The organism is Nocardiopsis oceani, assembly GCF_054777395.1.
Genome location: NZ_BAAHAR010000027.1, coordinates 86,213 through 111,516, shown reverse-complemented (window position 1 = coordinate 111,516; position 25,304 = coordinate 86,213). Strand labels below are relative to the sequence as shown.

General features: G+C 69.7%; 22 protein-coding genes. 16 read left to right on the top strand and 6 right to left on the bottom strand.

Going from position 1 to position 25,304, the window contains the following annotated elements; genetic code table 11:
- Nucleotides 1-377: 377 nt before the first annotated feature.
- Genes ACYVDG_RS17575 through ACYVDG_RS17565 form a run of 3 tightly spaced genes read left to right on the top strand, consistent with a single transcriptional unit; the run spans nucleotide 378 to nucleotide 2,192 of the window.
- Nucleotides 378-1,133, top strand: coding sequence for a CPBP family intramembrane glutamic endopeptidase (locus tag ACYVDG_RS17575; RefSeq protein ID WP_460753522.1), 756 nt, complete (start codon nucleotides 378-380; stop codon nucleotides 1,131-1,133).
- Nucleotides 1,134-1,143: 10 nt separating this feature from the next.
- On the top strand, nucleotides 1,144-1,476 hold the full coding sequence (locus ACYVDG_RS17570; RefSeq protein ID WP_460753518.1) for a PadR family transcriptional regulator: 333 nt from the start codon (nucleotides 1,144-1,146) through the stop codon (nucleotides 1,474-1,476).
- A complete protein-coding gene (locus ACYVDG_RS17565; RefSeq protein WP_460753514.1) occupies nucleotides 1,473-2,192 on the top strand; it encodes a DUF2812 domain-containing protein in 720 nt (239 codons plus the stop codon). The genes ACYVDG_RS17570 and ACYVDG_RS17565 overlap by 4 nt, the downstream gene beginning before the upstream one ends.
- 3 nt (nucleotides 2,193-2,195) lie before the next feature.
- On the opposite strand, the gene ACYVDG_RS17560 is transcribed toward ACYVDG_RS17565, so the two are convergent.
- Complete coding sequence (locus tag ACYVDG_RS17560) at nucleotides 2,196-2,984, bottom strand: helical backbone metal receptor (RefSeq protein WP_460753510.1); 789 nt, start codon at nucleotides 2,982-2,984, stop codon at nucleotides 2,196-2,198.
- Between the two features lie 79 nt (nucleotides 2,985-3,063).
- On the opposite strand from ACYVDG_RS17560, the gene ACYVDG_RS17555 reads away from it, so the two are divergent.
- Nucleotides 3,064-4,041, top strand: coding sequence for an NAD(P)-dependent alcohol dehydrogenase (locus tag ACYVDG_RS17555; RefSeq protein ID WP_460753507.1), 978 nt, complete (start codon nucleotides 3,064-3,066; stop codon nucleotides 4,039-4,041).
- A gap of 17 nt (nucleotides 4,042-4,058) precedes the next feature.
- Here ACYVDG_RS17555 and ACYVDG_RS17550 read toward each other — a convergent pair whose 3' ends face one another.
- From ACYVDG_RS17550 to nagA, 3 genes are all read right to left on the bottom strand, one after another.
- On the bottom strand, nucleotides 4,059-4,565 hold the full coding sequence (locus tag ACYVDG_RS17550; RefSeq protein WP_460753503.1) for an SRPBCC family protein: 507 nt from the start codon (nucleotides 4,563-4,565) through the stop codon (nucleotides 4,059-4,061).
- 109 nt (nucleotides 4,566-4,674) lie between these two features.
- Nucleotides 4,675-4,983 carry a hypothetical protein gene (locus ACYVDG_RS17545; protein WP_460753497.1) on the bottom strand — a complete coding sequence of 103 codons (309 nt, stop codon included), beginning with the start codon at nucleotides 4,981-4,983 and terminating at the stop codon, nucleotides 4,675-4,677.
- Between the two features lie 102 nt (nucleotides 4,984-5,085).
- Complete coding sequence (gene nagA / locus ACYVDG_RS17540) at nucleotides 5,086-6,219, bottom strand: N-acetylglucosamine-6-phosphate deacetylase (RefSeq protein WP_460753493.1); 1,134 nt, start codon at nucleotides 6,217-6,219, stop codon at nucleotides 5,086-5,088.
- Between the two features lie 627 nt (nucleotides 6,220-6,846).
- On the opposite strand from nagA, the gene ACYVDG_RS17535 reads away from it, so the two are divergent.
- A complete protein-coding gene (locus ACYVDG_RS17535) occupies nucleotides 6,847-7,362 on the top strand; it encodes an NADPH-dependent FMN reductase (RefSeq protein ID WP_460753488.1) in 516 nt (171 codons plus the stop codon).
- Between the two features lie 91 nt (nucleotides 7,363-7,453).
- Here ACYVDG_RS17535 and ACYVDG_RS17530 read toward each other — a convergent pair whose 3' ends face one another.
- Nucleotides 7,454-8,386, bottom strand: a complete 933-nt coding sequence (locus ACYVDG_RS17530; protein WP_460753483.1) for a hypothetical protein — start codon at nucleotides 8,384-8,386, stop codon at nucleotides 7,454-7,456.
- A gap of 190 nt (nucleotides 8,387-8,576) precedes the next feature.
- Here ACYVDG_RS17530 and ACYVDG_RS17525 point away from each other — a divergent pair, with 190 nt between their 5' ends.
- The 9 genes from ACYVDG_RS17525 to ACYVDG_RS17485 all read left to right on the top strand — a co-directional run bounded on the left by ACYVDG_RS17525 (nucleotide 8,577) and on the right by ACYVDG_RS17485 (nucleotide 23,068).
- Nucleotides 8,577-10,382 carry a GDSL family lipase gene (locus ACYVDG_RS17525; protein WP_460753478.1) on the top strand — a complete coding sequence of 602 codons (1,806 nt, stop codon included), beginning with the start codon at nucleotides 8,577-8,579 and terminating at the stop codon, nucleotides 10,380-10,382.
- A complete protein-coding gene (locus tag ACYVDG_RS17520; RefSeq protein WP_460753475.1) occupies nucleotides 10,382-12,280 on the top strand; it encodes a hypothetical protein in 1,899 nt (632 codons plus the stop codon). The genes ACYVDG_RS17525 and ACYVDG_RS17520 overlap by 1 nt, the downstream gene beginning before the upstream one ends.
- The gene (locus tag ACYVDG_RS17515) at nucleotides 12,277-12,417 is read left to right on the top strand and encodes a hypothetical protein (protein WP_017542507.1); all 141 of its coding nucleotides are present in this window, start codon (nucleotides 12,277-12,279) and stop codon (nucleotides 12,415-12,417) included. The genes ACYVDG_RS17520 and ACYVDG_RS17515 overlap by 4 nt, the downstream gene beginning before the upstream one ends.
- Nucleotides 12,418-12,666: 249 nt before the next feature.
- Nucleotides 12,667-13,998, top strand: coding sequence for a glycosyltransferase family 4 protein (locus ACYVDG_RS17510; RefSeq protein WP_460753543.1), 1,332 nt, complete (start codon nucleotides 12,667-12,669; stop codon nucleotides 13,996-13,998).
- Complete coding sequence (locus tag ACYVDG_RS17505; RefSeq protein ID WP_460753472.1) at nucleotides 13,995-18,497, top strand: alpha-(1->3)-arabinofuranosyltransferase; 4,503 nt, start codon at nucleotides 13,995-13,997, stop codon at nucleotides 18,495-18,497. Before ACYVDG_RS17510 ends, ACYVDG_RS17505 begins: the two co-directional genes overlap by 4 nt.
- The gene (locus ACYVDG_RS17500) at nucleotides 18,494-19,594 is read left to right on the top strand and encodes a PorA family protein (RefSeq protein WP_460753469.1); all 1,101 of its coding nucleotides are present in this window, start codon (nucleotides 18,494-18,496) and stop codon (nucleotides 19,592-19,594) included. Before ACYVDG_RS17505 ends, ACYVDG_RS17500 begins: the two co-directional genes overlap by 4 nt.
- A 37-nt stretch (nucleotides 19,595-19,631) precedes the next feature.
- Nucleotides 19,632-20,486: an SOS response-associated peptidase gene (locus ACYVDG_RS17495; RefSeq protein WP_460753466.1), complete on the top strand. Its 855-nt coding sequence runs from the start codon at nucleotides 19,632-19,634 to the stop codon at nucleotides 20,484-20,486.
- A 233-nt stretch (nucleotides 20,487-20,719) separates the two neighbouring features.
- On the top strand, nucleotides 20,720-22,387 hold the full coding sequence (thiC, locus tag ACYVDG_RS17490) for a phosphomethylpyrimidine synthase ThiC (protein WP_460753464.1): 1,668 nt from the start codon (nucleotides 20,720-20,722) through the stop codon (nucleotides 22,385-22,387).
- 141 nt (nucleotides 22,388-22,528) lie between these two features.
- A complete protein-coding gene (locus ACYVDG_RS17485) occupies nucleotides 22,529-23,068 on the top strand; it encodes a hypothetical protein (RefSeq protein ID WP_460753461.1) in 540 nt (179 codons plus the stop codon).
- Nucleotides 23,069-23,089: 21 nt separating this feature from the next.
- Here ACYVDG_RS17485 and ACYVDG_RS17480 read toward each other — a convergent pair whose 3' ends face one another.
- Nucleotides 23,090-23,914, bottom strand: a complete 825-nt coding sequence (locus tag ACYVDG_RS17480; protein WP_460753458.1) for a class I SAM-dependent methyltransferase — start codon at nucleotides 23,912-23,914, stop codon at nucleotides 23,090-23,092.
- A 359-nt stretch (nucleotides 23,915-24,273) separates the two neighbouring features.
- On the opposite strand from ACYVDG_RS17480, the gene ACYVDG_RS17475 reads away from it, so the two are divergent.
- Together ACYVDG_RS17475 and rsrA are read left to right on the top strand one after the other, a co-directional pair.
- Entirely contained in the window at nucleotides 24,274-24,948 is a 675-nt protein-coding gene (locus ACYVDG_RS17475) for a sigma-70 family RNA polymerase sigma factor (protein ID WP_460753539.1), read from the top strand.
- Nucleotides 24,945-25,256, top strand: coding sequence for a mycothiol system anti-sigma-R factor (rsrA, locus tag ACYVDG_RS17470; protein ID WP_460753454.1), 312 nt, complete (start codon nucleotides 24,945-24,947; stop codon nucleotides 25,254-25,256). Before ACYVDG_RS17475 ends, rsrA begins: the two co-directional genes overlap by 4 nt.
- Nucleotides 25,257-25,304: the final 48 nt, after the last annotated feature.

Sequence of the window (25,304 nt, the reverse complement as noted above, 5' to 3'; positions counted from 1 at the left end):
GCACCTCGCACCAGCGGGGAACCTCGCACCAGCGGGGAACCTCGCACCAGCGGGGAACCTCGCACCAGCGGGGAACCTCGCACCAGCGGGGAACCTCGCACCAGCGGGGAACCTCGCACCAGCGGGGAACCTCGCACCAGCGGGGAACCCCGCACCAGCATCCACCCGCGCTGGACCCCGTGCCCATGGGGACAGGGGCACACCCCAAGGCAGGAGAGTCCAACACCCTTTGCCAGCAGGCTCCAAGGCAACGGTGTTGTTCTGTTCGGTCGGTTCACGTTCCGAGGCTCGCGAAGGGGTACGCATGGCTATCTAGGTTGTTATCCTAACTAGATTGCTTTACCGTCTAGGTAGATCAACTGATCAAGGAGATACCGATGCCTCCCGAACTCGCAGACCCCGCCTTCTCCGCCCCGGCCCTGGTTCTGGTGGGGCTCATCACCGCCTACCTGCTCCTGGTGGAACCCCTATGGGGCAAGCGCATGTTCGAGGTGCTCAAACGGGACCGGGACGCCGATCCGGGCGCCCGGGACGCCGATCCGGGCGCCTACGTGCGCTTCTTCGGTTTCGGGATGGCCGTCTTCTGGGGGCTGACCGGGCTCGCCGCGCTGGCGGTCCTGCTCTCCCCCGGGGCGGCGTGGGCGCACCTGGGGCTGCACGGGGACATCGACTGGGGAACCCTCGCCGGAATCCTCGTCGGGTTCGCGGTCGCCGCGGTGGCCTTCACCCTGTTGGCGCGCCGGAAGGCGGCGCCGGTCTCCCCGACCTTGGACCCCATGCTGCCGCGAACCAGCCGTGAACGCTGGTGCGCTGTGGGCACCTCGGTCACCGCCGGGGTGTGTGAGGAGATCATCTTCCGAGGCCTGCTCATCGCGGTCGGTGTCTCCCTGGGGCTACCGCTGTACGTGGCAGCCGGACTGGCACTGGCGGTCTTCACCTTCGCTCACCTGTACCAGGGTGCGCGGGACATGCTGTTCGTCGGCCTGCTCGGCTTGGCCCTGACCTACCTGTACCTGAGCACCGGCAACCTGATCGTGCCGATCATCGTGCATGTACTGGTCGACCTGCGCGCACTGCTGCTTACCCCCAGGCCCGAGACCCAGAAGTCCGGGCCACCCACCCCTGCGGCTTGAAGGAGCACACATGGATCGACGATCGAGCTGGCTGAAGGGCGTCCTCGACCTTCTGGTGCTGGCCGGGCTGACCGAGGGCGAAAGCTACGGGTACGCCCTGGCCGCGCGGCTGGACGAGGCCGGTTTCGGCCGGATCAAGGGCGGCACCCTCTACCCGGTGCTCAACCGGTTGGAGGAGGCGGGCCTGGTCGCCGCGGAGTTCCGCGCGGCGGAGAAGGGCCCCGGGCGGCGCTACTACCAGCTGACGGAGGAGGGCCGCGAGGTCCTCGCCGAGCAGGGGGCGGCGTGGCTGGAGTTCGACGAATCTGTACGCGGGGTCCTCAGGAAGGGTGGAATCCGATGACCTACCTGGACGAACTGGAAGGCATGCTGCGCGAGCGCGGCGTGGACGACAAGCGGGTCCGGGACACGGTGAACGACCTCGCCGCCTTCGTGGCCGAGAGCGGTGTGGACCCGGCGGAGGAGTTCGGGCCGGTGACCGAGTTCGCCGATGACCTGGTCGGGGAGGAGGCCGAGACCGAGTCCGGGGAACAGACCCTGGTCTGGGCCGCCGACACCTTCGAGGCGCCCGCCCGGCTGAACGAGAAGGGTGCCGAGGGCTGGGAGGTCGACCGGGTGGACCGCTGGGGCCGCTTCGTCAGCCACCGGGGCGAACAGCCCTTGGCCTGGGAGTACCGGCAGGAGGTAGCCCCCGGGCGCAGGGAGCGCGAGCGCCTGCTGGCACGCATCGGACCGGAGGGGTGGGAGCCCTGCGGCCACTACTTCACCATGGCCTATTTCAAGCGTTCGCGGTCTGCGCTCGTCGGACCGAGCGCAGAGCTGTCCGAACCGCCGGAGCCGAATCGGCGCCGCTACTTCCTCGGGGTTCCCGGATCGGTGGTCATCACGTTCGCCCTGGCCCTCATGACTGTCGGGCTCGTATCGCTGGGACGGGACCTGTGGGCGGACCTTCCCGAGGGGGACTGGTCCGGCCTCGCGGGTGCCGTGGTCGGCGCTACCGTCGCGGTGGTCGGTGTCTGGCTCGCCTTCAAGGCGGTGGCACGGATCCGCAACCGCTGACGCTCACGGACCCGGGCGCCGGTAAGGGCGCAGGGCTTGGTCGAGGCGGGTGTGCGCCTCGGCCAGCGAGGGACCGTACCAGGTGAGGTCGCGGCCCGACACGCACACGGCGGGGGCGGTGAAGGACTCCGGTCCGTCGTCGGGGCCGAAGGCGTAGGGCTCGTCGGGGAGCACGGCCAATTCGGTCCCGGACTCCTCGGGGGAAGCCCGCGGGTAACGCCCCGGGCGGTCGGCGAACGCGTTGACGGCGCCCAGGCGTTCCAGCAGGTCGTGCGCGAAGGTATCGCCGCCGACGAACATCCACGGGTTTCGCCAGATCGGGACCGCGACCCGGACCCTGTCGGCCGGGGCCGGGGCGCTCCACACCGATTCGGCCTCCGAGAGCCAGCCGGGGGAGGCGTCGGGGGCCACCGCGGAGAGCAGTCGCCGCAGGGACACGAGGGCGTCGGGCACAGTGCGGATGTCGGTGACCCACACCGGGATCCCGGCCTCGCGCAGCTGGCGCACATGCCGTTCCCGGTTCTCCTCGCGGTTGGCCACCACCAGGTCGGGTGCCAGCTCGACGATCCGGCGCACGTGCGGGTTCTTGGTGCCGCGCAGCCGTTCCACCGCGAGGTCCGGCGGATGCGAGCACCACACGGTGGCGCCGACCAGAACCTCGGGGCGGGTGTGCGCGATCGCCTCGGTCAGCGAGGGCACCAGGCACACCACCCGGCGCGGGGGCTGCGGCAGGGTAACGGGGTGGTCCAGGTCGTCGGCCGGGTGGTCCGGCGGAAAGGTGTGCGCTTTCACCCGGGGGTGCGTACGTTCGGAGTTCGGTATAGTCGGCCTCCCTGATGGCGCTTTCAGGTCTAACTCTGACGAGGAGTTGGTGCGGGTGCGGGCGGTTGTCTATACGAGGTACGGGCCTCCCGAAGTCCTCCAAATCCGGGAAGTGGAAAAGCCCGTACCCAAGAGCGGCGAGGTCCTGATCCGGGTGCACGCCGCCACCGTGAACCGGACAGACTGCGGATTCCGGAGCGCGAAGTACTTCGTGTCGCGTTTCTTCACCGGCCTGCTCCGTCCCAAACGCGAAGTGGCGGGAAGCGAGTTCGCGGGGGAGATCGCCGAGGTGGGCGAGGGCGTCACGGAATTCGCGTCGGGTGACGGGGTGCTGGGTTTTGAGGATGTGCGTTCCGGCGCGCACGCGGAGTACATGACCAACGCCGCTGCCGGTTCCCTCGCCGCAATGCCTGAGGGGTTCGGTTACCAGGAGCTGGCCCCGTCGGCGGAGGGCGCGACCTACGCGCTCTGCGATATCAGGGCAGCAGGGGTGGAACCGGGGCAGAAGGTGATGGTCTACGGAGCCTCGGGCGCAATCGGCACGGCCGCCGTGCAGATACTCAAGCACATGGGAGCCGAGGTGACCGCAGTGTGCGGCACCGCGAACGTCGAGCTCGTCCGTTCACTGGGCGCGGACCGGGTCGTCGACTACCAGACCGAGGACTTCACCCGAATCCGGGACAGCTTCGACTTCGTCTTCGACGCGGTCGGCAAGACGTCCTTCGGCGCGTGCAGAAGGCTGCTCGGACCCCGCGGAAAGTACTGTTCCACGGAACTCGGCGCGTTCGGCCAGAATCCGCTGCTGGCGGTCTGGTTCGCGATCACCCGTAGCCGGAGGGTGATTTTCCCGGTTCCCAGGATCAACAAGGAGAACACCGAGTACATCGCGCGGCTGGTGGAATCCGGTGCGTTCAAGCCCGTGGTCGATCGGATCTATGCGTTGGACGAGATTGTGTCGGCCACCAGATATGTGGAAACCGGGCAGAAGGTCGGAAACGTGGTTATCTCGGTATCCGGGGAGGACTGAGTTCCGTCCAGTGCCGCTCACTGGACTTCGGTCAGTGGTCCGAAGTGGTTGCGCGTGTCCTTGATGAGGGAGGCGAGCAGGCTCTCCGTCAGCGGCTTACCGAGCTGCAGGGCGCTGTCCAGTCCCTTCCACGGGGTGAAGGCGAACGACCACACGAGCTTGCTGCCGCCGTCGAAGGGGAGCACGCGGTAGTCCTCGGCGAAGGCGCCGAAGACGGGCAGGGTGCCTTCGGTGGCATAGAAGGACTTGCGGCGTTCCGACTCGTCCCAGTGGAAGAAGCGCTCGCGCATCCGGTAGGCGCCGAGCACGCTCGCCTCGCGTGTGGTGCCTACGCCGTAGGGCGCCTCGGAGGTGTAGTGCACGTCGGGGAGGGCCCGGCACCAGGACAGCGGCCGGGGCGAGGTGAGCCCCGCCCAGACCTCGTCGGGGGATGCGGCGAGTTCGAGTCCCACCCGCCAGCGCATGGGAGCGGAGCCGAAGAAGGTGTCGTCGACGGGGGCGAGCTCGTAGCGGAAAGCGGTCACGAGGGGTCCTGTTCGTCCGGGGGCGCTTCCGGTGAAGGTACCAAGGCCGGCAAAGGCGGCCTTATGGGGGCGGTACGCGCGTACCGCCCCCGTTGCGTGCGGCGGCTTGCTACTCCTTGGTGGCTCCGACCAGCCACGCGATCTTGTGGGCCGTGAGCGACAGCCCACCGCTGTTGCCCAGGTGGACCCCGAACGAGGCAATGAAGGCGAAGTCGTGTTCGCGGCGCTCACAGATCACGTCTTCGACCGCGTAGGCGGAGGCCGGGTTGCGCACCCGGAGGCAGAGCGCGGGCTCGTCCACCACCTCGGCCTGGACTTCGTAGCTGGACAGTTCACTGGCGAGCTTGCCGAGGTGTTCGCGTTCCTCGGAGGGCACGCGGGTCGGCTGCTGTTCGTCGGCCTGTCTCGGCTGGGCCATGGTGGATCCTTTCGTGTCGAGCACGGTGCTTTCCTCGATGCCCTGTGCATAATTGTCACCCAGGGACAAGTTACTAATCCGTACCGTGCTAACGACACGCCGTTACGCCACCCACCTGCCCCGATACATCACCTTGGCGACCGAAACGTCGTCATTGAGCACCATGAGGTCGGCGTCTCCCCCGACCTCGAGGCGTCCGAGCCCGGTCAGGCCGAGCGCTGCAGCAGGGACCGACGACGCCGACCGTACCGCCTCCTCCAACGGCACTCCCACCGCGACCGCGTTGCGCACCGCCTGGGGCAGCACGATGGTGCTGGAGGCGATCGAACCGGTCTCCGCTACCCGGGCTTCACCGTCCTTCACCAGGACCCGCAGCTCACCCAGCGTGTACTCGCCGTCCCCCAGCCCCGTCGCCGCCATCGCGTCCGTCACCAGGGACACCCGGCCCGGGTCGGCCGCGTCGAAAACCAGCTTGGCGGCGCCCGGGTGGACGTGCACGTTGTCCAGGATCAGCTCCACCGTCACCCGCTCATCGCCCAGCACCGCGGCGATCGGCCCCGGGTCCCGGTGGTTCAGGGGGCGCATTGCGTTGTAGACGTGTGTGGCTACTGTCACACCCGCGTCGATCGCCTCGCGGGTCCGCTCGTAGCTGGCCTCGGTGTGCCCGACCGCCGCGACCACCCCGGAGGAACGCGCCGCCCGGATCAGTTCCAGGGCGCCGGGCAGTTCCGGCGCCACGGTGATCATCCGGACATGGCCCCGCCCGGCCTTCAGCCAGGCGTCGAACTCCGCGGTGTCCGGGTCGCGCAGCAGTTCGGGGTCGTGCGCCCCGCACTTGGACCGCGCGATGAACGGGCCCTCCAAGTAGATCCCGGCCAGTTCGCCCGTGTCGCACAGGTCGGCCAGCGCCGAGACCTGGCGGAGCGTGTCCTCGGGGGTGGCCGCGACCAGGCCGCCGACCATGGACGTCACCCCGGCCCTGCGGTTGAAGGCCAGGATCTCCCTTACCCCCTCCGGGTCGGCCTCGGTGAAAGCATGCCCGGTGCCGCCGTGGATGTGCGTGTCGACCAGGCCCGGCGCGACGAGGCCTCCGCCGACGTCGTGCACGTCGCCCGTGCCGGGGTCGCCGGTGCCGAGTCCGGCCACCGCGCCGTTCTCGATCCGAACCCACCCTTCGTGGATGCCGTCGGGGGTCACGACGCGCGCGCCGGTCAGGGTGAGGGGTGTCTGGGCCATGGGTGGGGTTCTCCCTGTGTCTGGGGCCGCCCGAGGTCGGGCGCTGGGCTCCGTGTGTCGTAAATTACATCCGCGTGACCGGGCGGTTCGGAGGGGGTCGTCCGCGCGTCCGCCAGGCCGCGTATGCCCAGCAGAACGGCGTGATCCCGCTCCCTGGGACGGTTGTCCGCGAGGTGGACCGGCCCTCGCGGGGCCGCCGACCCGCGAGGAGAGGTGCCGGCACACATTGACGATAGCGGTCGGGGCGCTTCATTATGGAGGCATGTCCGCCGGTGAGCTGCTTGTCCAGCGCCTGCACGTCGATCTGAGACAGCAGGCGAGCGCGCTCTGTCGTAGCTAGCGCTTTGCGGGGCCCGCGCCCCGCGCCACGGGTATGTCCCGTGCCTCAGTGCCCTTACGCAGACACCGGACGCTCATCTCTCCCTACTGGGTCCCGGACCTCCACCTGGTCCGTGTGAGCACCCCCGCATGAGCCGCCGCACACGAGCCCAGGACGACGAAGTCCCGCTCCGCCCCGGTTCATGGGGAACAACGGTCCTCCTCCGGTGTCAACGATTCCGATCACCGCCCCCCGTGTTCCTTCCGGTCGATCCCGGCTCGCTCTGACCGAACCCAGGAGTTCTTCGCATGACTCGCTTCACCGTGCTCGTCGCCGCTCCCCAGTCCCGCTCCTCCGTGCACACCGCCGCCCTGCGCGCCGCCTCCGAGGTCGCCGCCCGTGCCGGTGTCACGTCGGAGCCCGAGATCATCGACCTCGCCGAAATCGGCGCGGACCTGCTCACCGACTCCGCCCCGTCCGTCACCGACGCCTTGGAGAAGGTCGGCCGGAGCGACGTGCTCCTGGTGGCCTCGCCGCAGGTGCACGGAACCTACACCGGCCTGCTCAAGGTGTTCCTCGACCGGCTGCCAGAGCTGGGCCTGGGCCACACGGTCGCGGTCCCGCTGTCCGTCGTCGAGGACCTGCGCAACAGCCACGGCATCGAGGAGGACCTCCGCGTGCTCCTGGCCGACCTGGGTGCCTGGGTCGCCGAGCCGGGCCTGATCCTGGCCGCCGACGAGACCCACCAGCCCGACAAGGTCGTGCGCGCCTGGGCCGAGTTGGCCGCTCCCGGCCTGCGCGAGGCCGTGTCGGTCGCTGCCTAGGCGCCGGTACCCGGTGCATCGCACGCAGGGCCCGCGTCCGAGAGTGTTCGGGCGCGGGCCCTCGGCCGTTCCGGGGCCCGCCCAGCAGGGTCTACCCGGCCGTTCCGGGGGCCTGCTCGGCCTTGGCCTTGGCGTCGTGCCCGCGCAGCCTGCTCGTGTCGGCCTCGGCTTGGGCCACGTTGCCGCGGACCAGGACCACGACCACCAGTGTCAGCGCGAAACCGCCGACGCGCAGCGCCAGCGTGAGCGGGTCCTCGGGCAGCCGCTCGCCGAAGAGGATGGTGCCGACCACCACGACGAACACGTTGCCGACCACGTTGGCCACCGGCGCCGTGATGGAGGCGCGCGAGCGCTGCAGCGAGGTCTGGAAGAGCACGATGCCCACCGCCCAGCCCAGCGCGTACAGGTAGGGGTAGGGCGACAGTAGCGCCGGGACGATGGCCTGCCAGAAGCCGTTGTCGGCGAGCAGCCCGCCCAGCCCCTTGCCCTGGAGTCCGGCGCTGCCCTGCGCGAGGCCGGCGGCCGCGCCCATCGCGGCGGCGGACACGTACTTGCCCCGGCCCCCGGCGAAACCCATCGCGGCGACGCAGGCGACCACGGTGACCACGCTGACGGTGATCAACAACGGGGTGTTCGCGCTGGTTCCGGTCTCCGAACCGTCAACGGTGGACAGGCTGAGCAGGCCCAGCGCCACCGGCATGATGCCCAGCGCCACGTATTCACCCTTGGTGATCCGCTCACCCATCACCAGCGTGATGACCAGCAGCATGGTGGCCACACCGGCGGCGAAGGCCGGTTGGGCCACCGACACCGGGGCCAGGCCGAGGGAGACGATCAGGCCCACGCTGCCCAGCGCCGCGAAGAAGCAGCCGAACACCCACCGCGGATTGCCCAGCAGTACCCTGGCGAGGTGGAGGGGCCGGTTGATCGAGATCGACTCGGAGCCGTGCAGCGCACGCTGTTCCACGGTCAGGCCGATCGTGTAGACCACTGCGGAGAGCAGCGCGACCAGGAGTCCGATCACGAGGAGGGTGCCTTTCGGCTCGGTACTGCACGGCCCAGCCGGGCCAGAAGGTTGACGTTCACCATATAACCAGTTCTAGTCTGGCCTGGCGAGCGTCTACCCCCTGGTCGCTCTACTGGGGGCAATGGTGCTCCGCTGCCGAATAGGAACGTGTAACTACCCGCATGGCGGCGGCGAGAGATGGGGCACCGTGCAGGACTCTGGAGAGGACGCCACTTCCGAGGACAAGGACGTCCCCGGCGGCGACACCCCCGAGAGCGGGGCCGCCGTCGAGCCGGAGGCCCCGGCGCGGGAAGACCGGTCCGCGCGGCAGCCCCGATGGTGGACCGCCGACCACTGGCGCGGCCTCACCTGGCGCGATCTCGCCGCGCGGCGGCCCCGCTCCCGCTTCGAACCCGGGCCGCTGGGACTGCTCGGCGTCATGCTCTCCGCCATGGCCGTCACCCTGCTGCTCCTCCAGACCGGCTCCGGTGGGCTGAGCGGTGAAGAGGGCGAAGGCGCCGACGGCCCCGTCTCCGTCCCCGGCCCTCCTGACGGGGAGCTGCGGATCATGCTGGTAGGCAGTTCCATCACCCAGGGCACCAGCGGCGACCACACCTGGCGCTACCACCTGTGGTCGCACCTCTCGGACCAGGAAGTGGACTTCGACCTCGTCGGGCCCCATGACGACCTGTACTCCCTCGAGGACGAGGAGTCCGGCGACCACAGCTACGCCGAACCCGATTTCGACACGGACCACGCCGCCCGCTGGGGTGCCACCGCCCAAGACCTGTCCGATGACATCGCCCAAGTGGCCGCCGAGTACGAACCCCACTACGTGTTGCTGCTCGCCGGTACCGAGGACATTCTGGCCGGCGGCGGAGCCGATCACGCTTTGGACGGCATCGCCGAGATCGTCTCCACGGTCCGCGTGGTCATCGACGACGCCCGCTTCGTGGTGGGTGAGCTGCCCGCTGTGGAAGGCACGGAGGACGATGACCGGGCCAACGACGAGATCGGCCAGTTCAACATGGGCCTGGTCGACCTCGCCGGACAGCTCGCTTCGGAGACTTCGCCCATGGTCGTCGCCCAGGTCGCGGAGGACTACGACCCCGCCCGCGACAACCGGGACGCCACCAACCCCAATGTCCAGGGCGAGCACAGGATCGCCGCGGCCTTCGCCGACGCACTGGCCGCACCGCTGGGGGTGGGGGAGGAGTATCCGAGGCCGCTGCCCGATCTTGCCGCGGAGCAGCTCGACGCCCCCGAACCCGACTATGAGGAGACCGGTGACGGTCTGCTGATCACGTGGGACGACGTGCCGGGAGCCACCGACTACCAAGTGGTGCAGCGGAGGGTGGAGCCGGAGCCGGACGACGCCATGGTGGTGCCCGCCGACGTCGAGAGCGACGGCGATGAACGCTCCCTGACAGTGGGGTCGCTCCTCAGCGGGGCCCACTACGAGTTCGTCGTGGTCCCCTTCCGGGGCGGCGACGAGGGTACCGAGTCCGAGCCCCTCCAAGTGGCGTGGGACGACGATCCGCCGTCGGGCCCCTCTTGGGTACGGGTTGTCGACGACGGGGCTGCCGTGCAGTGGGAGGACGTGGAGGAGGCCGGGCACTACGAAGTGTGGGCCCGGCGGCTGGAGTGCCGGGAGACGGATGACCTCCGCAGGCCTCGGGAACCCCAGGACGGGGCCTCCGCGGCCGACCACGACGACGCTCCGGCAGACGGCGACGAGACACCGCGGCCGACGCCTTCGGAGCCTCCGCCCTCACTCGATCCGCCGGACGGTCCCGACGACCCCGCCAGTCCCGACCCCCCGAGTGGGCCGGACTGTGTGCCCGTGGACGGTGACGGTCCGGGTGAGGGGGACGGCTGGCACACGCTCGGCTCCGCCGGTGAGAGCACGAGCTGGGACGTCACGGTCTCCGGTCCGCACGAGGTCGTGATCCGCTCGTACCGCGACTACGTCGAGGGCGGGTATTCCGGCAGCGTCTACCTCGCGGGCCGCTGATGGGCCCCCTCGCTCGCTGGTTGCCTTGGGCGGTGGGACTGGTCGCGGCAGTTCTCGCGTTGGGCCCCGCCCTCGGCCCCGGTTACGTACTCCGCTACGACATGCTCTTCGTCCCCGACCTGTCGCTGGCAGCCGTGCTGGCCGGTGCCGACGGGTTTCCGCGGGCCATTCCAAGTGACGCCGTTGTGGCGGCGCTGTCCCTCCCCCTGCCGGGTCATGTGGTGCAGACCCTCGCCCTGCTGGCGGTGTTCACCTTGGGTGCGGCGGGTGCCTTCCGGCTGATGACGCGGCTGGTGTGCGCCACGGGACCGGTGCCCGCGGCCGTGGTGGCGGCGGGTGCGGCCGCCGGGGTCGCCTACGTCTGGAACCCGTTCGTGGCCGAGCGCCTGCTCCTGGGACAGTGGGCGGTTCTGCTGGGTTACGCCGGGCTGCCGTGGGCCCTGCTGGCGGTGGTCCGGATGGCTTCCGCGCGACCCCTGGCGGGCTTGGCCGGGCTGGTGTGCTCGCTGGTTCCCGCGGCGATCGGGGGGTTTTCCTCCGTGCTGCTGACCGCTCTCACCACGGGTCCGCAGGCCCTGGCCGGGCCGCACCGGTGGCGCTGCGCAGGGCTGCTCGCGCTAGGCCTGGTCCTGGTGTCCCTGCCGTGGTTGGTCCCTTCGCTCTCCAGCGGCGCGGCTACGGACCCTGCTGGGGTGGAGGCCTTCGCGGCCCGCGCGGACACTCCCTTCGGTGTCCTCGGGTCCCTGGTGGCGCTGGGCGGAGTGTGGAACGCGGACGCGGTGCCGCCCGGCTACGGCGAACCGGTGACGGCGCTGGCGCGGTTGCTGCTGTGCGCGGTGGCGCTCCTCGGTTGGGCGTGGTGGCTGCTGCGCTCCCGCCCGGCCGTAGGCGCGGGGCTGTCGGTGTCGGCGGCGGTGGGCTTCGGTATCGCGGTCCTAGGGGTGTTCGCTCCGGGACAGGACCTGTTGGCCGCCCTGATCGAACTGTGGCCGGGCTTCGGTCCACTGCGCGACGGCCAGCTGTACCTCGCGCCGCTCTCCCTGGTTCAGGCTCTCGGTCTGGGCGCGGTGGTGCTGTGGTTGTTGCGGGCGCTGCCGGGCCGTGCCGGGACGGATCCCGTATCCCCGGGCCGGAGCGAGCCGAACCATGGCCTGTCGGGCCGGGGGAAGCCCTCGGGGGTGCCTCTGTGGCGTGCGGTGGCCGTGGTGTTCTCGGTGTGCGCGCCCGTGGTGGTGCTGCCGGGTCTGTTGTGGGGCGCGGGTGGCCGGCTGGCCCCGGTGGAGTACCCCGAGGCCTGGCTGGCGGCACAGGAGGCGGTGGCCGCGGACGATCGCTCTGGCGCGGTGCTGGTGCTGCCGTGGAGCGCCTATCGCGGCCTGGAGTGGTCCGGTGAGCTGGAGGTGGTGCTCGACCCGGCGACCAAACTGTTCGACCGCCGCACGCTCTGGAACGACGACCTGAGCGTCGGTACGCCGGACGGCGGTGCTGTCGTGGTGACCGGTGAGGACGCCCGAGCCCGTGAGGCGGCCGCGCTGCTCGAACCGGACCCCGTGACGGGCCTGCCCGCGGCGGCGGCCGACCGCCCCGACGACCTCGCGGAGCTCTTGGGGGGGCTGGGAGTGCGGTACGTGGCGGTGTCGGCCGTGGTTGATAACCGGTTCTGGTCTGCCGCCGAGGGTTTGTCACCGGTGGTTGAAGACTCCGATTTGACCCTGTTGGAAGTGCAGGACCAGCACATCAATGGGGACAAAGACGACATTTTGGGGTTGGAAGTTACCGGGGGGTTAGTTACAGTTGGGGCAATCATCTGGTCTATAGCTAGATCAGGTTCTAGTCTCGGGTTCCAGCGTCCCCAACCCAGACCGGACAGGGGCACGCGGAAGGAGATCCCCAAGTGATCAAAGTAATCGCCGCCTGCGTGATCGGCGCGGCTCTGGCGGGGGGTGCCACCGTGGTGGCCACCAACCTCGCCACCGAGTCGACCGCAACCGCGGAACCGGTGAACGAAACCCTCTACAACTACGGCGACCGCTAGAGCACAACGCTCAAGGTCGCCGTGTTCGGCAGAGGGTGGGCGCCCCGCCGCCAGCGGGGCGCCTCACCCCCCGACACCCCTCGCGGCCGCATCCCTACGGCGGCCGCCCACCCCTAAAGACGTCCGGCCGAAGGGCCAGTTCGGCGTGCGCTGAGCGCTTCACTGGGGCGCTTGCGCATCGTGCTCATCCACGTGCTGAAAGTAGTCGAACTCGGGTCCCGTGCCGGGCACCGCGCGGAAGGAGAGCGTGTGGTCTTCCAGAAGGTCCCTCACCGGGCGGAGCCCGGCCTCCCCACGATCACCCCCGCCCCGGCCGCGATTCCTGCCCCCGCTCAGGCGGAGGCCGACGACCCGGAGACCTCCGAACCCGTGACGGTGCGCGACCCGGCCGACCCCGGACCCCGCCTCGACGGGACCCGGATCGTCATGATCAACTGGCGCGACCCCTGGCAGTCCACCGCCGGCGGGGCCGAGGAGTACGCCTGGCGCATCAGCCGCCACCTTGCCGAACGCGGCGCCATCGTCACCTTCCTGACCGGCCGGGAGCCCCACCAGGCCCGTGTCGAGACCAAGGACGGAATCGTCATCCGCCGTATGGGGGGCAAGTTCACCGTCTATCCGCGCGTGATGGCCTGGCTCGTCCTCTGGAGACGCGAGTACCACCTCGCCTTCGACTGCATGAACGGCATCCCCTTCTTCTCCCGCCTCGTTCTGCGCCGTGCCACCAAGGTCGTCAGCGTGGTCCACCACGTCCACGACCTCCAGTTCAACGCCTACTTCTCCGCGCCACTGGCCCGGTTCGGCCGCTTCGTGGAGTCCACCGTCGCCTCCCGCGTCTACCGGAACTGCACCACCGTCACGGTCTCCGAGTCCTCGCGCGCCGCCATGCGGGACAAGCTCGGCTGGCGCGCGCCCATCGAGATCATCCACAACGGTGGAGTCTCCGTCCCCTCGGCCCTGGCCGCCGGGCCCCCGCCGGACACCGCTCCCGCAGTGGTCAGCCTCGGCCGCCTCGTCGTGCAGAAGCGCGTCTCCAGGGTCGTCGACCTCGCCCGTACCCTCGGCGACGAGCACCCCGGCCTGCGCGTGCACATCATCGGACGCGGCCCCGAGGGCGAACACCTCGCCGAACAGGTCGGCCGGGACGGGACCGACGACCTCGTCGACCTCCACGGATTCCTCGCCGAGGAGGACAAGAACGCGGTCCTGTCCTCCTGCCGTCTGCACGTCACCGCCTCAGAGTTCGAGGGGTGGGGGCTCACGGTCATCGAGGCCGCCCGGTTCGGCGTGCCCACCGTGGCCTACGATGTGGACGGACTTCGCGATTCGGTCCGCGACGGAGAAACCGGGTGGCTCGTCCGCGAAGGCGAGGCCCTCGAGGACGTCGTCTCCCGCGCGCTCAAGGAACTGTCCGACCCCCGGAGGGCCGAGGAGGTCCGGCGCGCCTGCCGCGCCTGGGCGTCCCAGTTCACCTGGGAGGCCAGCGGCGCGCGGATGACCCGGCTCGTCGCCGCCGAACTCGGCACCGGCACCCCCAAAGACACCCCTGACCCGGCAGCAGGCAAGAAAGCGAAGATGTGACTTCGGCGGAATCCACCGCCAGGCGTGAACCGGAGGATTCCAGAGCACCGACCGCCACCGGCGGAGTGGACGAGAAGCTGTTGGCGCGGCTCAAGGTCCTCGCGGTGTGTCTGCTCCTGGGAGCACTGGCGGCGAGCATCGACCCCGGCAGGATCGTCAGCGACACCAAAATCGATCTGACGATCAACCCACTGGGGTTCATGGAGCGTGCCCTCCACCTGTGGGACGCCTCCTACTTCGGGCAGATCCAGAACCAGGCCTACGGGTACTTCTTCCCGAACGGCCCGTTCCACCTGCTGTTCGAGGTCCTCGGCATGCCCGAGTGGCTCATCCAGCGCCTGTGGATGGCGGTCCTGCTCATCGCCGCCTTCGTCGGGACCTACAAGGTGGCCGAGGCCCTGGGCCTGGGAACGGTCAACACCCGCATCCTCGCCGGTGTCGCCTACGCGCTCGCCCCGCGCGTGCTCACCCTGCTCTCGTACAACTCCGCTGAGCTGCAGCCCATGCTGCTCATGCCGTGGATCCTGCTGCCCCTCATCCTCGGTGCCAAGCACGGCTATTCGCCGGCGCGCATGGCCCTGCTCTCGGGCCTCGCCTTCCTCATGTGCGGCGGCACCAACGCCGCCTCCGAGCTGGCCGTCCTGGTCGTCCCGGGCCTCTACCTGCTCACCCGCGCGAACGGGCCGCGCAAGTGGCGGCTCATCCTCTGGTGGTCGGGCGCGCTCGTGCTCGCCGCGTTCTGGTACATCGCCCCGCTGCTCGTCATGTCGCGGTACGTGTACTCGTTCATGCCCTACACCGAGGACGCCGCCGTCACCACGGGGATCACGTCCCTGCTCAACTCCCTGCGCGGTACCTCCAACTGGATGGGCTTCCTGCCGGACATGGGCAACACCGCCCTGCCCTCCGGAGCCGAACTCTCCCTCACCCCTTGGCTCGTCGCGGTTACCGCGCTGGTCGCCGGGCTCGGTCTCGCGGGACTGATCAACCGGCGCACCCCCGAACGCCTCTTCCTCATCACCACCCTCCTGGTCGGCACCGCGATCGTCGTCGCGGGCTTCACCGGGGCACTCACAGGACCCTTCGCGCCCTTCATGCGCGAGCTGTTCGACGGCGCCCTCTCGCCCTTCCGCAACATCCACAAGTTCGACGCCCTCATCCGCCTGCCCATCGTCCTCGGCCTGGCGCACCTGCCCGTCGTGGTTGCCCGAGACTGGGCCGACCGGCGCGGACCAGGGGCGGTGGTCAGGGTCAGGAAGGCGGTAGCCGGTGCCAGCGCCTCCGTGTTCCTGGTGACACTCGCGCCCATCGCCACCGTCGGCATCGCACCTCAGGGCGGATTCGAGGAGATCCCGGACTACTGGCACGAGGCCGTGGACTGGCTGGAGGACCGCAACGATGAGCGCGGCATGACCATGGCGCTGCCGGGCTCGGCCAGAGGCGAGTACGAGTGGGGCCGCCCACTGGACGAACCCATGCAACCCCTGCTCTCCGGGGCCTGGACCAACCACCAGATCATCCCGTGGGGCTCCGCCGGTGTCTCCCGGATCAACCACGAGATCGACCAGCGGGTCTCCTCGGGCCGCGGATCCGAAGGACTCGCGGACACCCTCGCGCGCTTGGGCGTCACCCACCTGATCGTCCGGAACGACCTCCAGCGCGTGGAGAACAACGGCGGCTGGCCCGCCCGCGTCCACCAGTCGCTCCAGGGCTCGCCGGGCGTCAACGAGGTGGCCGAGTTCGGGCCGGCGATCGGCTCCTTGGACCACCAGTCCGCCTCCCAGTGGTTCGACCAGCCCTATCCGTCCCTCAGCATCTACGAGGTCGCGGACGCCGCGCCCCAGGTGGGCACGGTCCCCTCAGAGGACGCCCTCCGGGTCACCGGCGGCCCCGAATCCGTCCTGCACATGGCCGAACAGGGCCTGGTCAACGACGACCGGCCGATCCTCCTCGGCGACGACCCCGGTGCGGAGGCCATCGCCGCCGAGGACACGGTCGTCACCGACACGGTCCGCCGACGCGAGGTCGTCTACTCCGACGTGCGCCGCAATGTCTCGGCCACGATGACCGAGGACCAAGAGCTGGAACGCGACGTCCCAGCGCCCGACATCATGGACCCCGCCTGGGAGGAGTACGTCTCCCACGCCGAGGACAAGGGCATCGCTGAGGTCACCGCCTCCACCTCCGAGGCCGGGGTCGAAGCCCGGGCCAGTGACCGGGACCCGGGCCACGCCCCGTACGCGGCCTTCGACGACGACGTCAACACCGCCTGGCGGTCCAGCGCCTTCGAGGGCGCCCTCGGCCAATGGATCGAGGTCGAGTTCACCGAACCCCGCGATCTCAGCGGGCTGAGCGTGGCCTTCGAACAGCTGCCGGGAGAGCCGCCGCCCTCGAACGTCACCCTCATCACCGACAACGGCCGTTCCGAGGCGGCCGTCGCCGAGACCGACGAACCACAGGAGCTCAGTGCCCCGCCGGGGGAGACCAGCTCGCTGCGGATCCGGGTCGACGAACTGGCCTGGGAACCGGAGTACCGCTTCGGTACCCGAGTGGGCATCTCCGCGGTCTCGATCCCCGGGCTGGAGGCCTCCCGCACCCTCAACGTGCCCGGGCCTACCGACACCGGCAGTCTGCTCTTCACCGGCTCGACGGGCACCGCGCCCGGCTGCATGGAGGGCTCGCACGTGTGGGTGTGCAATCCTGAACTCGAGGTGAGCGGCGAGGACGCCAGCAAGCTCGACCGCACCTTCGAACTCTCCTCCGAGGCGGCGGCATCGCCCCATCGGATCTCCGGGGAAGTGGTCCTCACCGATCCCCGTGAGGCGGAGAACGCCGCCAACCGGGCGAGCGGCTTCCCGCACGTCACCGGTTCCTCCACGGCTGTCCAGCACCCTGCCGCCATGGGGCGCGGCGCGCTCGACGGCGAGGAGAGCACGGTCTGGTATCCGGACCCGGAGGAGAAGAACCCCTGGCTCGACATCGAGCTGGGCAGCCAGACCACCGTGGACCACATGGAGGTCGACTTCCCCAGGGCGGACAGCGTCATGCGGCCGATCAAGGTGACGGTCGAGGGCGATGACACCGTCCGCGAGGGCTGGCTCGACGGCAGCGGAAGGGTCGACTTCGCCGAGCTGACCGCCTCGTCCCTGCGGGTCACCTTCGAGCGTCCCGAGGGCCAGGCCCTGGAGATCGGCAGCATCGATCTGCCCGGTGTGCCCGCGGTGGACCCGCTCCCCGAAGGTGACGCCTCCACGACCTGCGGGCTCGGCCCCACACTGAGGGTCAACGACCAGCGCGTGGAGACCCGCATCAACGACGGCACCCTCGAGGACCAGCTCACCGGTGGAACCGTGGGTTACGAGACCTGTACCGACCTGGAATTGACCGAGGGAGAGAACCACGTCGTCGTCGACCCGGGCAACCGGTACCAGGTGCGCTCGGCGCTGGTGGAGTCCACCGACGAGGGGATCGCCGACCGTCCGGCCGTCGAGATGGCCGAGGTCGACACCCTCCACTCGTGGGGGGCGAGTGAGCGCAGCTTCGACGTGGAAGCCGACGAGGACAGCCTGCTCGTGGTCAACGAGAACTTCAACGACGGCTGGGAGGCCACGGTCGAGGGCGGCGACGGTCCGCTGGAGCCGGTGCGCTTGGAAGGCTGGAAGCAGGCCTGGGAGCTGCCGGAGGGCACCGCAGGCACCGTCACCCTGAACTACACCCCGGACACCGTCTACCACCGCGTGCTGGCCGTGGGAGGGGTGCTGGCGGCCCTGCTCGTGGTCCTGGCCCTGTGGCCCCGCCGCTGGCTGCCCGGTGCGAAGCGGACGGCCGCCGAACCACCGCGCGGGGCGCGCGACCTGCCCGAGGCGGGGTCCGGTTGGCTGTCGCGCCGGGCAGTGCTGCCGCTCGGCCTGGCCTACGGGGTGTGGATCGCCGGCTGGGCCGGTGCGGCCGTGGTCGGCGCGATCCTCCTGGCCATCTGGTGGCTCGCGCGCCGGGCACCCAGCAGGCTGCGCCACGCCAAACCGGGCAAGCCCTCCATGGGCGGACGGATGCTGCCGCACCTGGCCGGTCCCTGGGTGGTCACGGTCTCGCTGGCCCTGGCCGGACTCACGTCGGCGGCGGGGACGTACCTTGCCCTGCACATGCCCTTCCACGACGTCACGGAGACCTTCGGAACGGCTCTGCGTACATGGGTTCCGCAGATCCTGTGCCTGCCCGCGATGGCCCGACTCGTGCTCGCCCTCGGCCAGCGCGGGGAGGAGGACGAACCGCCCTCCGCGGAGCAGTCCTCAGCTGGCGCGACCACGAGCGTCGCCGACGGGGGCGACGAGGGCCCGGCAGCCGCCAAGCGGAGGCCCGGAGCCGACCCTGACACGGACGGAGAGCCGGACCAGGATCTGGACGGGGAACCGGACCGGGACCCGGACGGCAACCCGCTCCGAGACCCGGACGAAGAGCCGGGCGGGGCCGAGCACGACGTCGAGGAGGTCCGCAGGTGAGTGTGGTCTCACAGGTCGGACGGGCTCCCGACAAGGAGGTGGAGCCCTGGCGCCCGGACCGGGTGCGCCGCCTCCCCAAGGGGACCTTCCTGGTTGCGGCTGGCGCGTTCCTGATCACCCTGGCGCTGTTGCTGCCCCTCTACGTACACGACCGGGTCGCTCTGCTGCCAGCGGAGGCCTCCTTCGACCTGACCATGGTCGACGACGAGGCCAGCTATCTGGACACCTCCACCTGGACCCCGGTGGAGAGCGCGGAACTGTCGCGCACCACCCGGGTGGACGCCACCGCGCACGGCTCGGACTGGTCGGCTTGGGAGATGACGGTGAACACCTCCGTCGCCGAGGAGGTCATCGACCACTGGAGCCGTCGCGTCATCGTCAACCGGGAGACCGCGCGCGCGGTCAACTGCTGCGGCGAGCACGTCGACGGCGACCGCGCGGTCCGCCAGGCGGGGCTGGTGCTCAACTGGCCGCCCGGGGTGTCCGAGGACGACCACTCCTTCTACGACGCCGAAGTGCGCGCCGCCCCCTCGGTCGAGTTCACGGGCGAGGACGAGGTCGCCGGGCTGGCGGTGCGCGAGTACACCCAGCACGTCGAGTCCACTCAGGTGCCCGAGTCCGCCCGGGACGTCCCCACCGCCCTATTCCAATCGGGAGCTGAGGGAACGGTCAGCGCGACGCGCTGGATGGAGGCTGAGCGCACCTTCTGGGTCGAGCCGCGCACCGGCACCGTGGTGAACATGGAGGAGCACCGGATCGAGAGCCTGCGGCCGCAGAACGGTTCCGGCGAGGTGGCCCTGATCGACGCCGAGCTCACCCTGGACGACGGGCATGTCTCCGGCCTCACCCAGCAGGCCAGGGCCCGCTCCCTGCTGCTCCAGGGCCTGGACGTCTGGGCTCCCTGGAGCCTGGGACCGCTCGGCGCGGTCATGGTCCTCGCCGGATTCCTGAAGGCCTGGCGGGCCCGGCCCTCCGTGGGAGAGGGCGCAGCGCCGGAAAGCGCCCCGGCGGAGAACTCCGCACCCGAGGGGGCTGAGGCTGTCGATGTCACGCCCGGGAGAGCTGGGGCCGCCGACGCCGCGCAGGAGGGCAGCTGACGAGCGCGATCCGGGCCCGCGGCGTAGAATTCGGCGCATGTGCGGTCGTTATGCCCAGTCCAGGAACGTGGACCAGCTGCAGTTCGCCTTCGACCTCCCCGAGGAGACCCTGGGGGAGCAGGGCGAACCGCGTGCCTGGCCGCCCTTGGACGAGGTGGGGCCGGACTACAACATCTCGCCCGGCCGCACCGTCTACGCCGTGCTCGGCCCGCCCCCGAAAGCGGACGTCGCGGGGGAGCAGGGGCCGCGATCCCTGCACACGCTGCGCTGGGGGCTCGTGCCCTCCTGGGCCAAGGACCGCAACATCGGCTACCGGATGATCAACGCGCGGAGCGAGACCGTCGCGGACAAGCCCGCCTTCCGGGCTGCCTACCGGCGCCGCCGCTGCCTGCTGCCGGCCGACGCCTACTACGAGTGGCAGCTGGTCAACAAGGACGGCACCGCCGCGGCCAGTACGTCGCCCGCCACCGACCCCCAGCACAAGAAGCGCAAGTCCAAGGCGGACAAGAAGCCGTACTCCATCCACTACTCCGACGGAGAGCCGCTCGCTCTGGCCGGGATCTTCGAGCGCTGGCGGGACCCCGAGGTACCGGACGAGGACGATCCCGCCGCCTGGCTGTGGTCCTGCGCCGTGATCACCACCGAGGCCGCGCCCGGTCTCGCGCACATCCACGAGCGCATGCCGGTCGTGGTGCCCGCCGACGGCTGGTCCTCCTGGCTCGACCCCGCCTCGGGCCCCGACGACCTGGCCCACCTGATGGCGCGGACTCCGGTGGACCGGTTCGCGGTCGACGAGGTCTCCACCGACGTCAACAGCATCAAGAACAACCGTCCTGACCTGCTGGAGCCCGTCGCCGCTGGGGGATCTGACGAAACGGAGACACTTTTCTGACTCCTGTGCGGGTGGACAGGCCGGGGGGCGGCCTGTGTATGGTGTGCGAGGCCACAGGGGAGTGCTAACCCCACGGCTTCGGGCCGGGCGCATCGCCCGCCCAAACCGCACGGACGTGCGCACATGTGAATACGAAACGCGGGAGCTCGCGCCTTGGCGGGCTGAGAGGGTGACTCGACGGTGTCGCCGACCGCAGAACCTGTTCGGGTAATTCCGACGTAGGGAGGCATGCCATGACGGCTCTTGACGGTCGTGAAGTATCCACCACTGAAGAGCACACGGTGACCACTGGTCCCATCATGGGATCCCGCAAGGTCTACCGGGAGATCGACACCCCCGAAGATCTCACGCTCCGCGTCCCCGGGCGCCGGGTGGAACTCAGCAACGGCAGCCACTTCGACCTGTACGACACCTCAGGTCCGTACACCGACGACTCCGCCACCATCGACGTCCACCGGGGACTACCCAAGACCCGTCTGGACTGGACCCTGGACCCCGTGAACGGCTCGGTCAGCCAGCTGGCCTACGCCAAGGCCGGGACCACCACCCCCGAGATGCGCTTCGTGGCCGCCCGAGAGGGCATGGACCCCGAGTTCGTCCGCGAGGAGGTGGCGATCGGCCGCGCGGTCATCCCGGTCAACCGCAACCACCCCGAGTCCGAGCCGACCATCATCGGCAAGAACTTCCTGGTGAAGATCAACGCCAACATCGGCAACTCCGCGGTCACCTCCTCGGTGCCCGAAGAGGTCGAGAAGATGGTGTGGGCCACCCGGTGGGGCGGCGACACCGTGATGGACCTGTCCACCGGCAAGCGCATCCACGAGACCCGTGAGCGGATCATCCGCAACTCACCGGTGCCCATCGGTACCGTCCCGATCTACCAGGCCCTGGAGAAGGTCGACGGCGACCCCACCAAGCTCACCTGGGAGATCTACCGAGAAACCATCATCGAGCAGGCCGAGCAGGGCGTGGACTACATGACGGTCCACGCGGGCGTCCTGCTCCGCTACGTGCCGCTGGCAGCCCGCCGCGTCACGGGCATCGTCTCGCGCGGCGGTTCCATCATGGCCGCCTGGTGCCTGGCCCACCACAAGGAGAGCTTCCTCTACACCCACTACGAGGAACTCTGCGAGATCTTCCGCCAGTACGACATCACCTTCTCCCTCGGTGACGGCTTGCGGCCCGGCTCCATCGCCGACGCCAACGACGAGGCCCAGTTCGCCGAACTGCGCACCCTCGGCGAGCTCACCCACATCGCCCGCGCCCACGACGTCCAGGTGATGATCGAGGGCCCCGGCCACGTCCCGATGGACAAGATCAAGGAGAACGTGCGCTTGGAGGAGGAGCTGTGCGGCGAAGCGCCGTTCTACACGCTCGGCCCCCTGGCCACGGACGTCGCGCCCGGCTACGACCACATCACGTCGGCGATCGGGGCCGCCCAGATCGGGTGGTACGGAACCGCGATGCTCTGCTACGTCACTCCCAAGGAGCACTTGGGGCTGCCCAACCGCGACGACGTCAAGACCGGCGTCATCACCTACAAGCTCGCCGCCCACGCCGCCGACATCGCCAAGGGCCACCCCCGGGCGCAGGAGTGGGACGACGAACTCTCCAAGGCGCGATTCGAGTTCCGGTGGCGGGACCAGTTCAACCTGTCCCTGGACCCCGAGACCGCCCAGTCCTTCCATGACGAGACACTTCCCGCGGAACCGGCCAAGACCGCGCACTTCTGCTCCATGTGCGGGCCCAAGTTCTGCTCGATGAAGATCTCCCAGGACGTGCGCAAGTACGCCGCGGAGAACGGCCTCGACACCGTCGACGCCATCGAGAAGGGTATGGCCGACAAGTCCGCGGAGTTCGCCGAGGGCGGCAACCGCGTCTACCTGCCGATGGCTGACTAACCGATTTGTGAGCCCACCGACCGACTGGTTGATCGACCGGCCGGGCCGGAACAGCGGGCCCGCTGTCCGAGAGGGAATGGTGGGCCCGCCTGACCTGTGTCAGGCTGACGTTCCCCGCAAGGCGCTCCGAGAGGTACGCGGATGGACATATTCGTCCGGGACGCGGCGATGACCATGGCCATCTTCGGCCTGTTCGCCTTCGTCTGGTTCGGGTTCGCCCACGAACAGCCCCCGCCCCGACGGCGGGGCTGGCTTGCGGCCGGAAACGTGCTCGGCCTGGCGGTGGCCGTGACCGGCGGGGTGCTCGCCACCCTCAACTGGGGTGGGGACTCGGTGATGTCCGACCCCTCGGTACTCCGTCTCTACCTGGTCATCGTCGCGATCGAGTTCGGGGTCGCCCTGATCGGCGCGGTGGTGCTGCTGCGAGTGGGCCGCGGCCAGTACCTCACCCCCTGGATCCTGCTGGTGGTGGGAGTGCACTTCTTCCCGCTCGCGGTGTTCCTGGCTGATCCGACTCTGCATGTGCTGGGCACGGTCCTGACCGTGTGGGCCTTCGCCTCCGTCTGGTGGGGCAACAGGCACGGCCTGGCCTACTCCTACGCGGTCGGCTTGGTCGCCGGGACCCTACTGCTGCTATTCGCCCTGTTCGCCGCGGTCCGGTTGCTGCTCACGCTCTCTTGAAGCGCGTTAGCCCAGTGCCCCCTAGCCGGACTTGAGGGCGCTGGCCACCAGGTGGACCCCGACGTAGTCGTCTGAGTCGGCGGCGTGCAGCTCCATCTCCACCAGCCGGGCCATCGACCTGGGGTCGCGGGCCAGCATCATCTCCACGGTCGAGGCCGACAGAACCGTGCGCGGTTTGATCCACTCCAGTTCCAGCCCGGCTTCGGTGACCATCTCGGTGAGCTGCTCGGCGGTGAAGCAGCGGGTGATCGAGCCGTCCGGCCAAGGCACCAGGAGCACGTCCGCGCTGGGCGCGTGGCTCAGCTCCGGCCAGTAGTCCTGTTCGGCGAGCAGCGCCATGCCGAGGACCACCGAATCCACAGTGAGCAGGGCCCGGCCGCCAGGGCGCAGGACGCGTGCGACCTCCGCCATCGTCGACTCGGTGGCCAGCTGCCTGGAGAACACCCGGTTGTCGGCGATGACCCCGTCGAAGGACTCCGGCGTGAAGGTACGGAGGAAGGCGGAGTCGCCGACCACGTGCCGCAGCCGACCCCGGGGGGAGGACGGGGGCGGCACCACGGCGCGGCCGTTCACCAGGGTGAGGGGCCGCCGCATCGCCAGGTCCGCGGAGGGGAGCAGGGTGACGACGTCGTGCCCGGCGGCGACGGCCCGGGGCGTGCCTTGGAAGTCCGGGCTGGACAGGTCGAGCAGCCGGGAGGGGGTGGGCGGCAGCCACCGGGTGATCTGGGTTTCGGCGACCGCCCAATAGAACCGCCAGTAGTCCGAGAGCCGGTCTGTGGTGGCGAACTGTGCCGCTGGTGATCGGGGGCGGTCGGAGGCCGGAGTCGAGGACGGTCGCACGTGCACTCCTCTCCCATCCTTCAAAGAGTCCTACCCGCACTCTGCCATGCCTCACCTTCACCGGCTGAGCTAAACGACAAAGTTCCGGAAGGAGAGGACCTTGGTCTCGGCCGAGAGTGGAATCACTCGGGGGAGGCCGTTGTTGTCAACGGCACCGTCCGAGGAGCAGGTGCTCGGGAAGGTGATCGCGAAACGCGAGACAGGGAAGGGGTTGGGTTCAGAGCATGCCGACTGCCGGTGCGTGCCTTGAGCGCGAGGAATCCGGATCGATGACGCACGGCGTCGATGCGGAGGTCCAGGTTGTGGGACCGTATCGTTGGGGTATGGACGCCCCACCCGGGACCAGCGCGAGGAGGCCGAAGGGCTTGGACCAGAGCCAGGAGACAGCCGAGGAACGGGGCGAGCGGTTCGAGAGGGACGTGCTTCCCTTCCTCGACCAGCTCTACTCGGCGGCGCTGCGCATGACTCGCAACCCCGCTGACGCCGAGGACCTCGTCCAGGAGACCTTCGCCAAGGCGTTCGGCTCCTTCCACCAGTTCAAGGCGGGGACGAATCTCAAGGCGTGGTTGTACCGCATTCTCACGAACACCTTCATCAACTCCTACCGGAAGAAGCAGCGGGAGCCGAAGCAGGCCGGTACCGAGGACGTCGAGGACTGGCAGCTGGCACAGGCCGCGTCGCACACCGCGGCGGGCCTGAAGTCGGCTGAGGCCGAGGCGCTCGAACACCTCCCCGACAGTGACGTCAAGCGCGCACTGCAGGAGCTGCCCGAGGACTTCCGGATCGCGGTGTACCTCGCCGATGTCGAGGGCTTCGCGTACAAGGAGGTTGCCGAGATCATGGGCACCCCCATCGGAACGGTCATGTCCCGCCTGCACAGAGGGCGGCGGCAGTTGCGTTCCCACCTTGAGGAGTACGCGGTGGACCGCGGCTTCCTCTCGGCGGCGCGCGCGGCGGAGACCGCCGGAGCTGTCGCTTCGGGACCGTCCGCCGACGGGCGGGCACAGGTGAGTGGGTCGGATCGAGGAGATCGGCAATGAGCGGCGGCGACGACAAGTCGGAGACGGACACCCCGTGCAGCGAGGTGCTCGACAAGATCTACACCTATATCGACGGTGAGCTCGACGAGAGCAACTACGCCGAGGTCAGGGAACACCTTGACGGGTGCAGCCCGTGTCTGGACGAGTACGGCCTCGACGAGGCGGTGAAGAAGCTCGTCGCCAAGCACTGCGGATGCGATCCGGTCCCCCTGGACCTGCGCGACAAGGTCCTCGGGCGTCTGGCCGAGGCGCGCAACGAGCAGCTGGCCCGCGAGGCCCGGGCCGACTCACCGGGGGCGCCTGCCTGACGGACGGTCGGCCGCGATGCGGTGGCGAAGGCTGGAATTCCAGCCTTC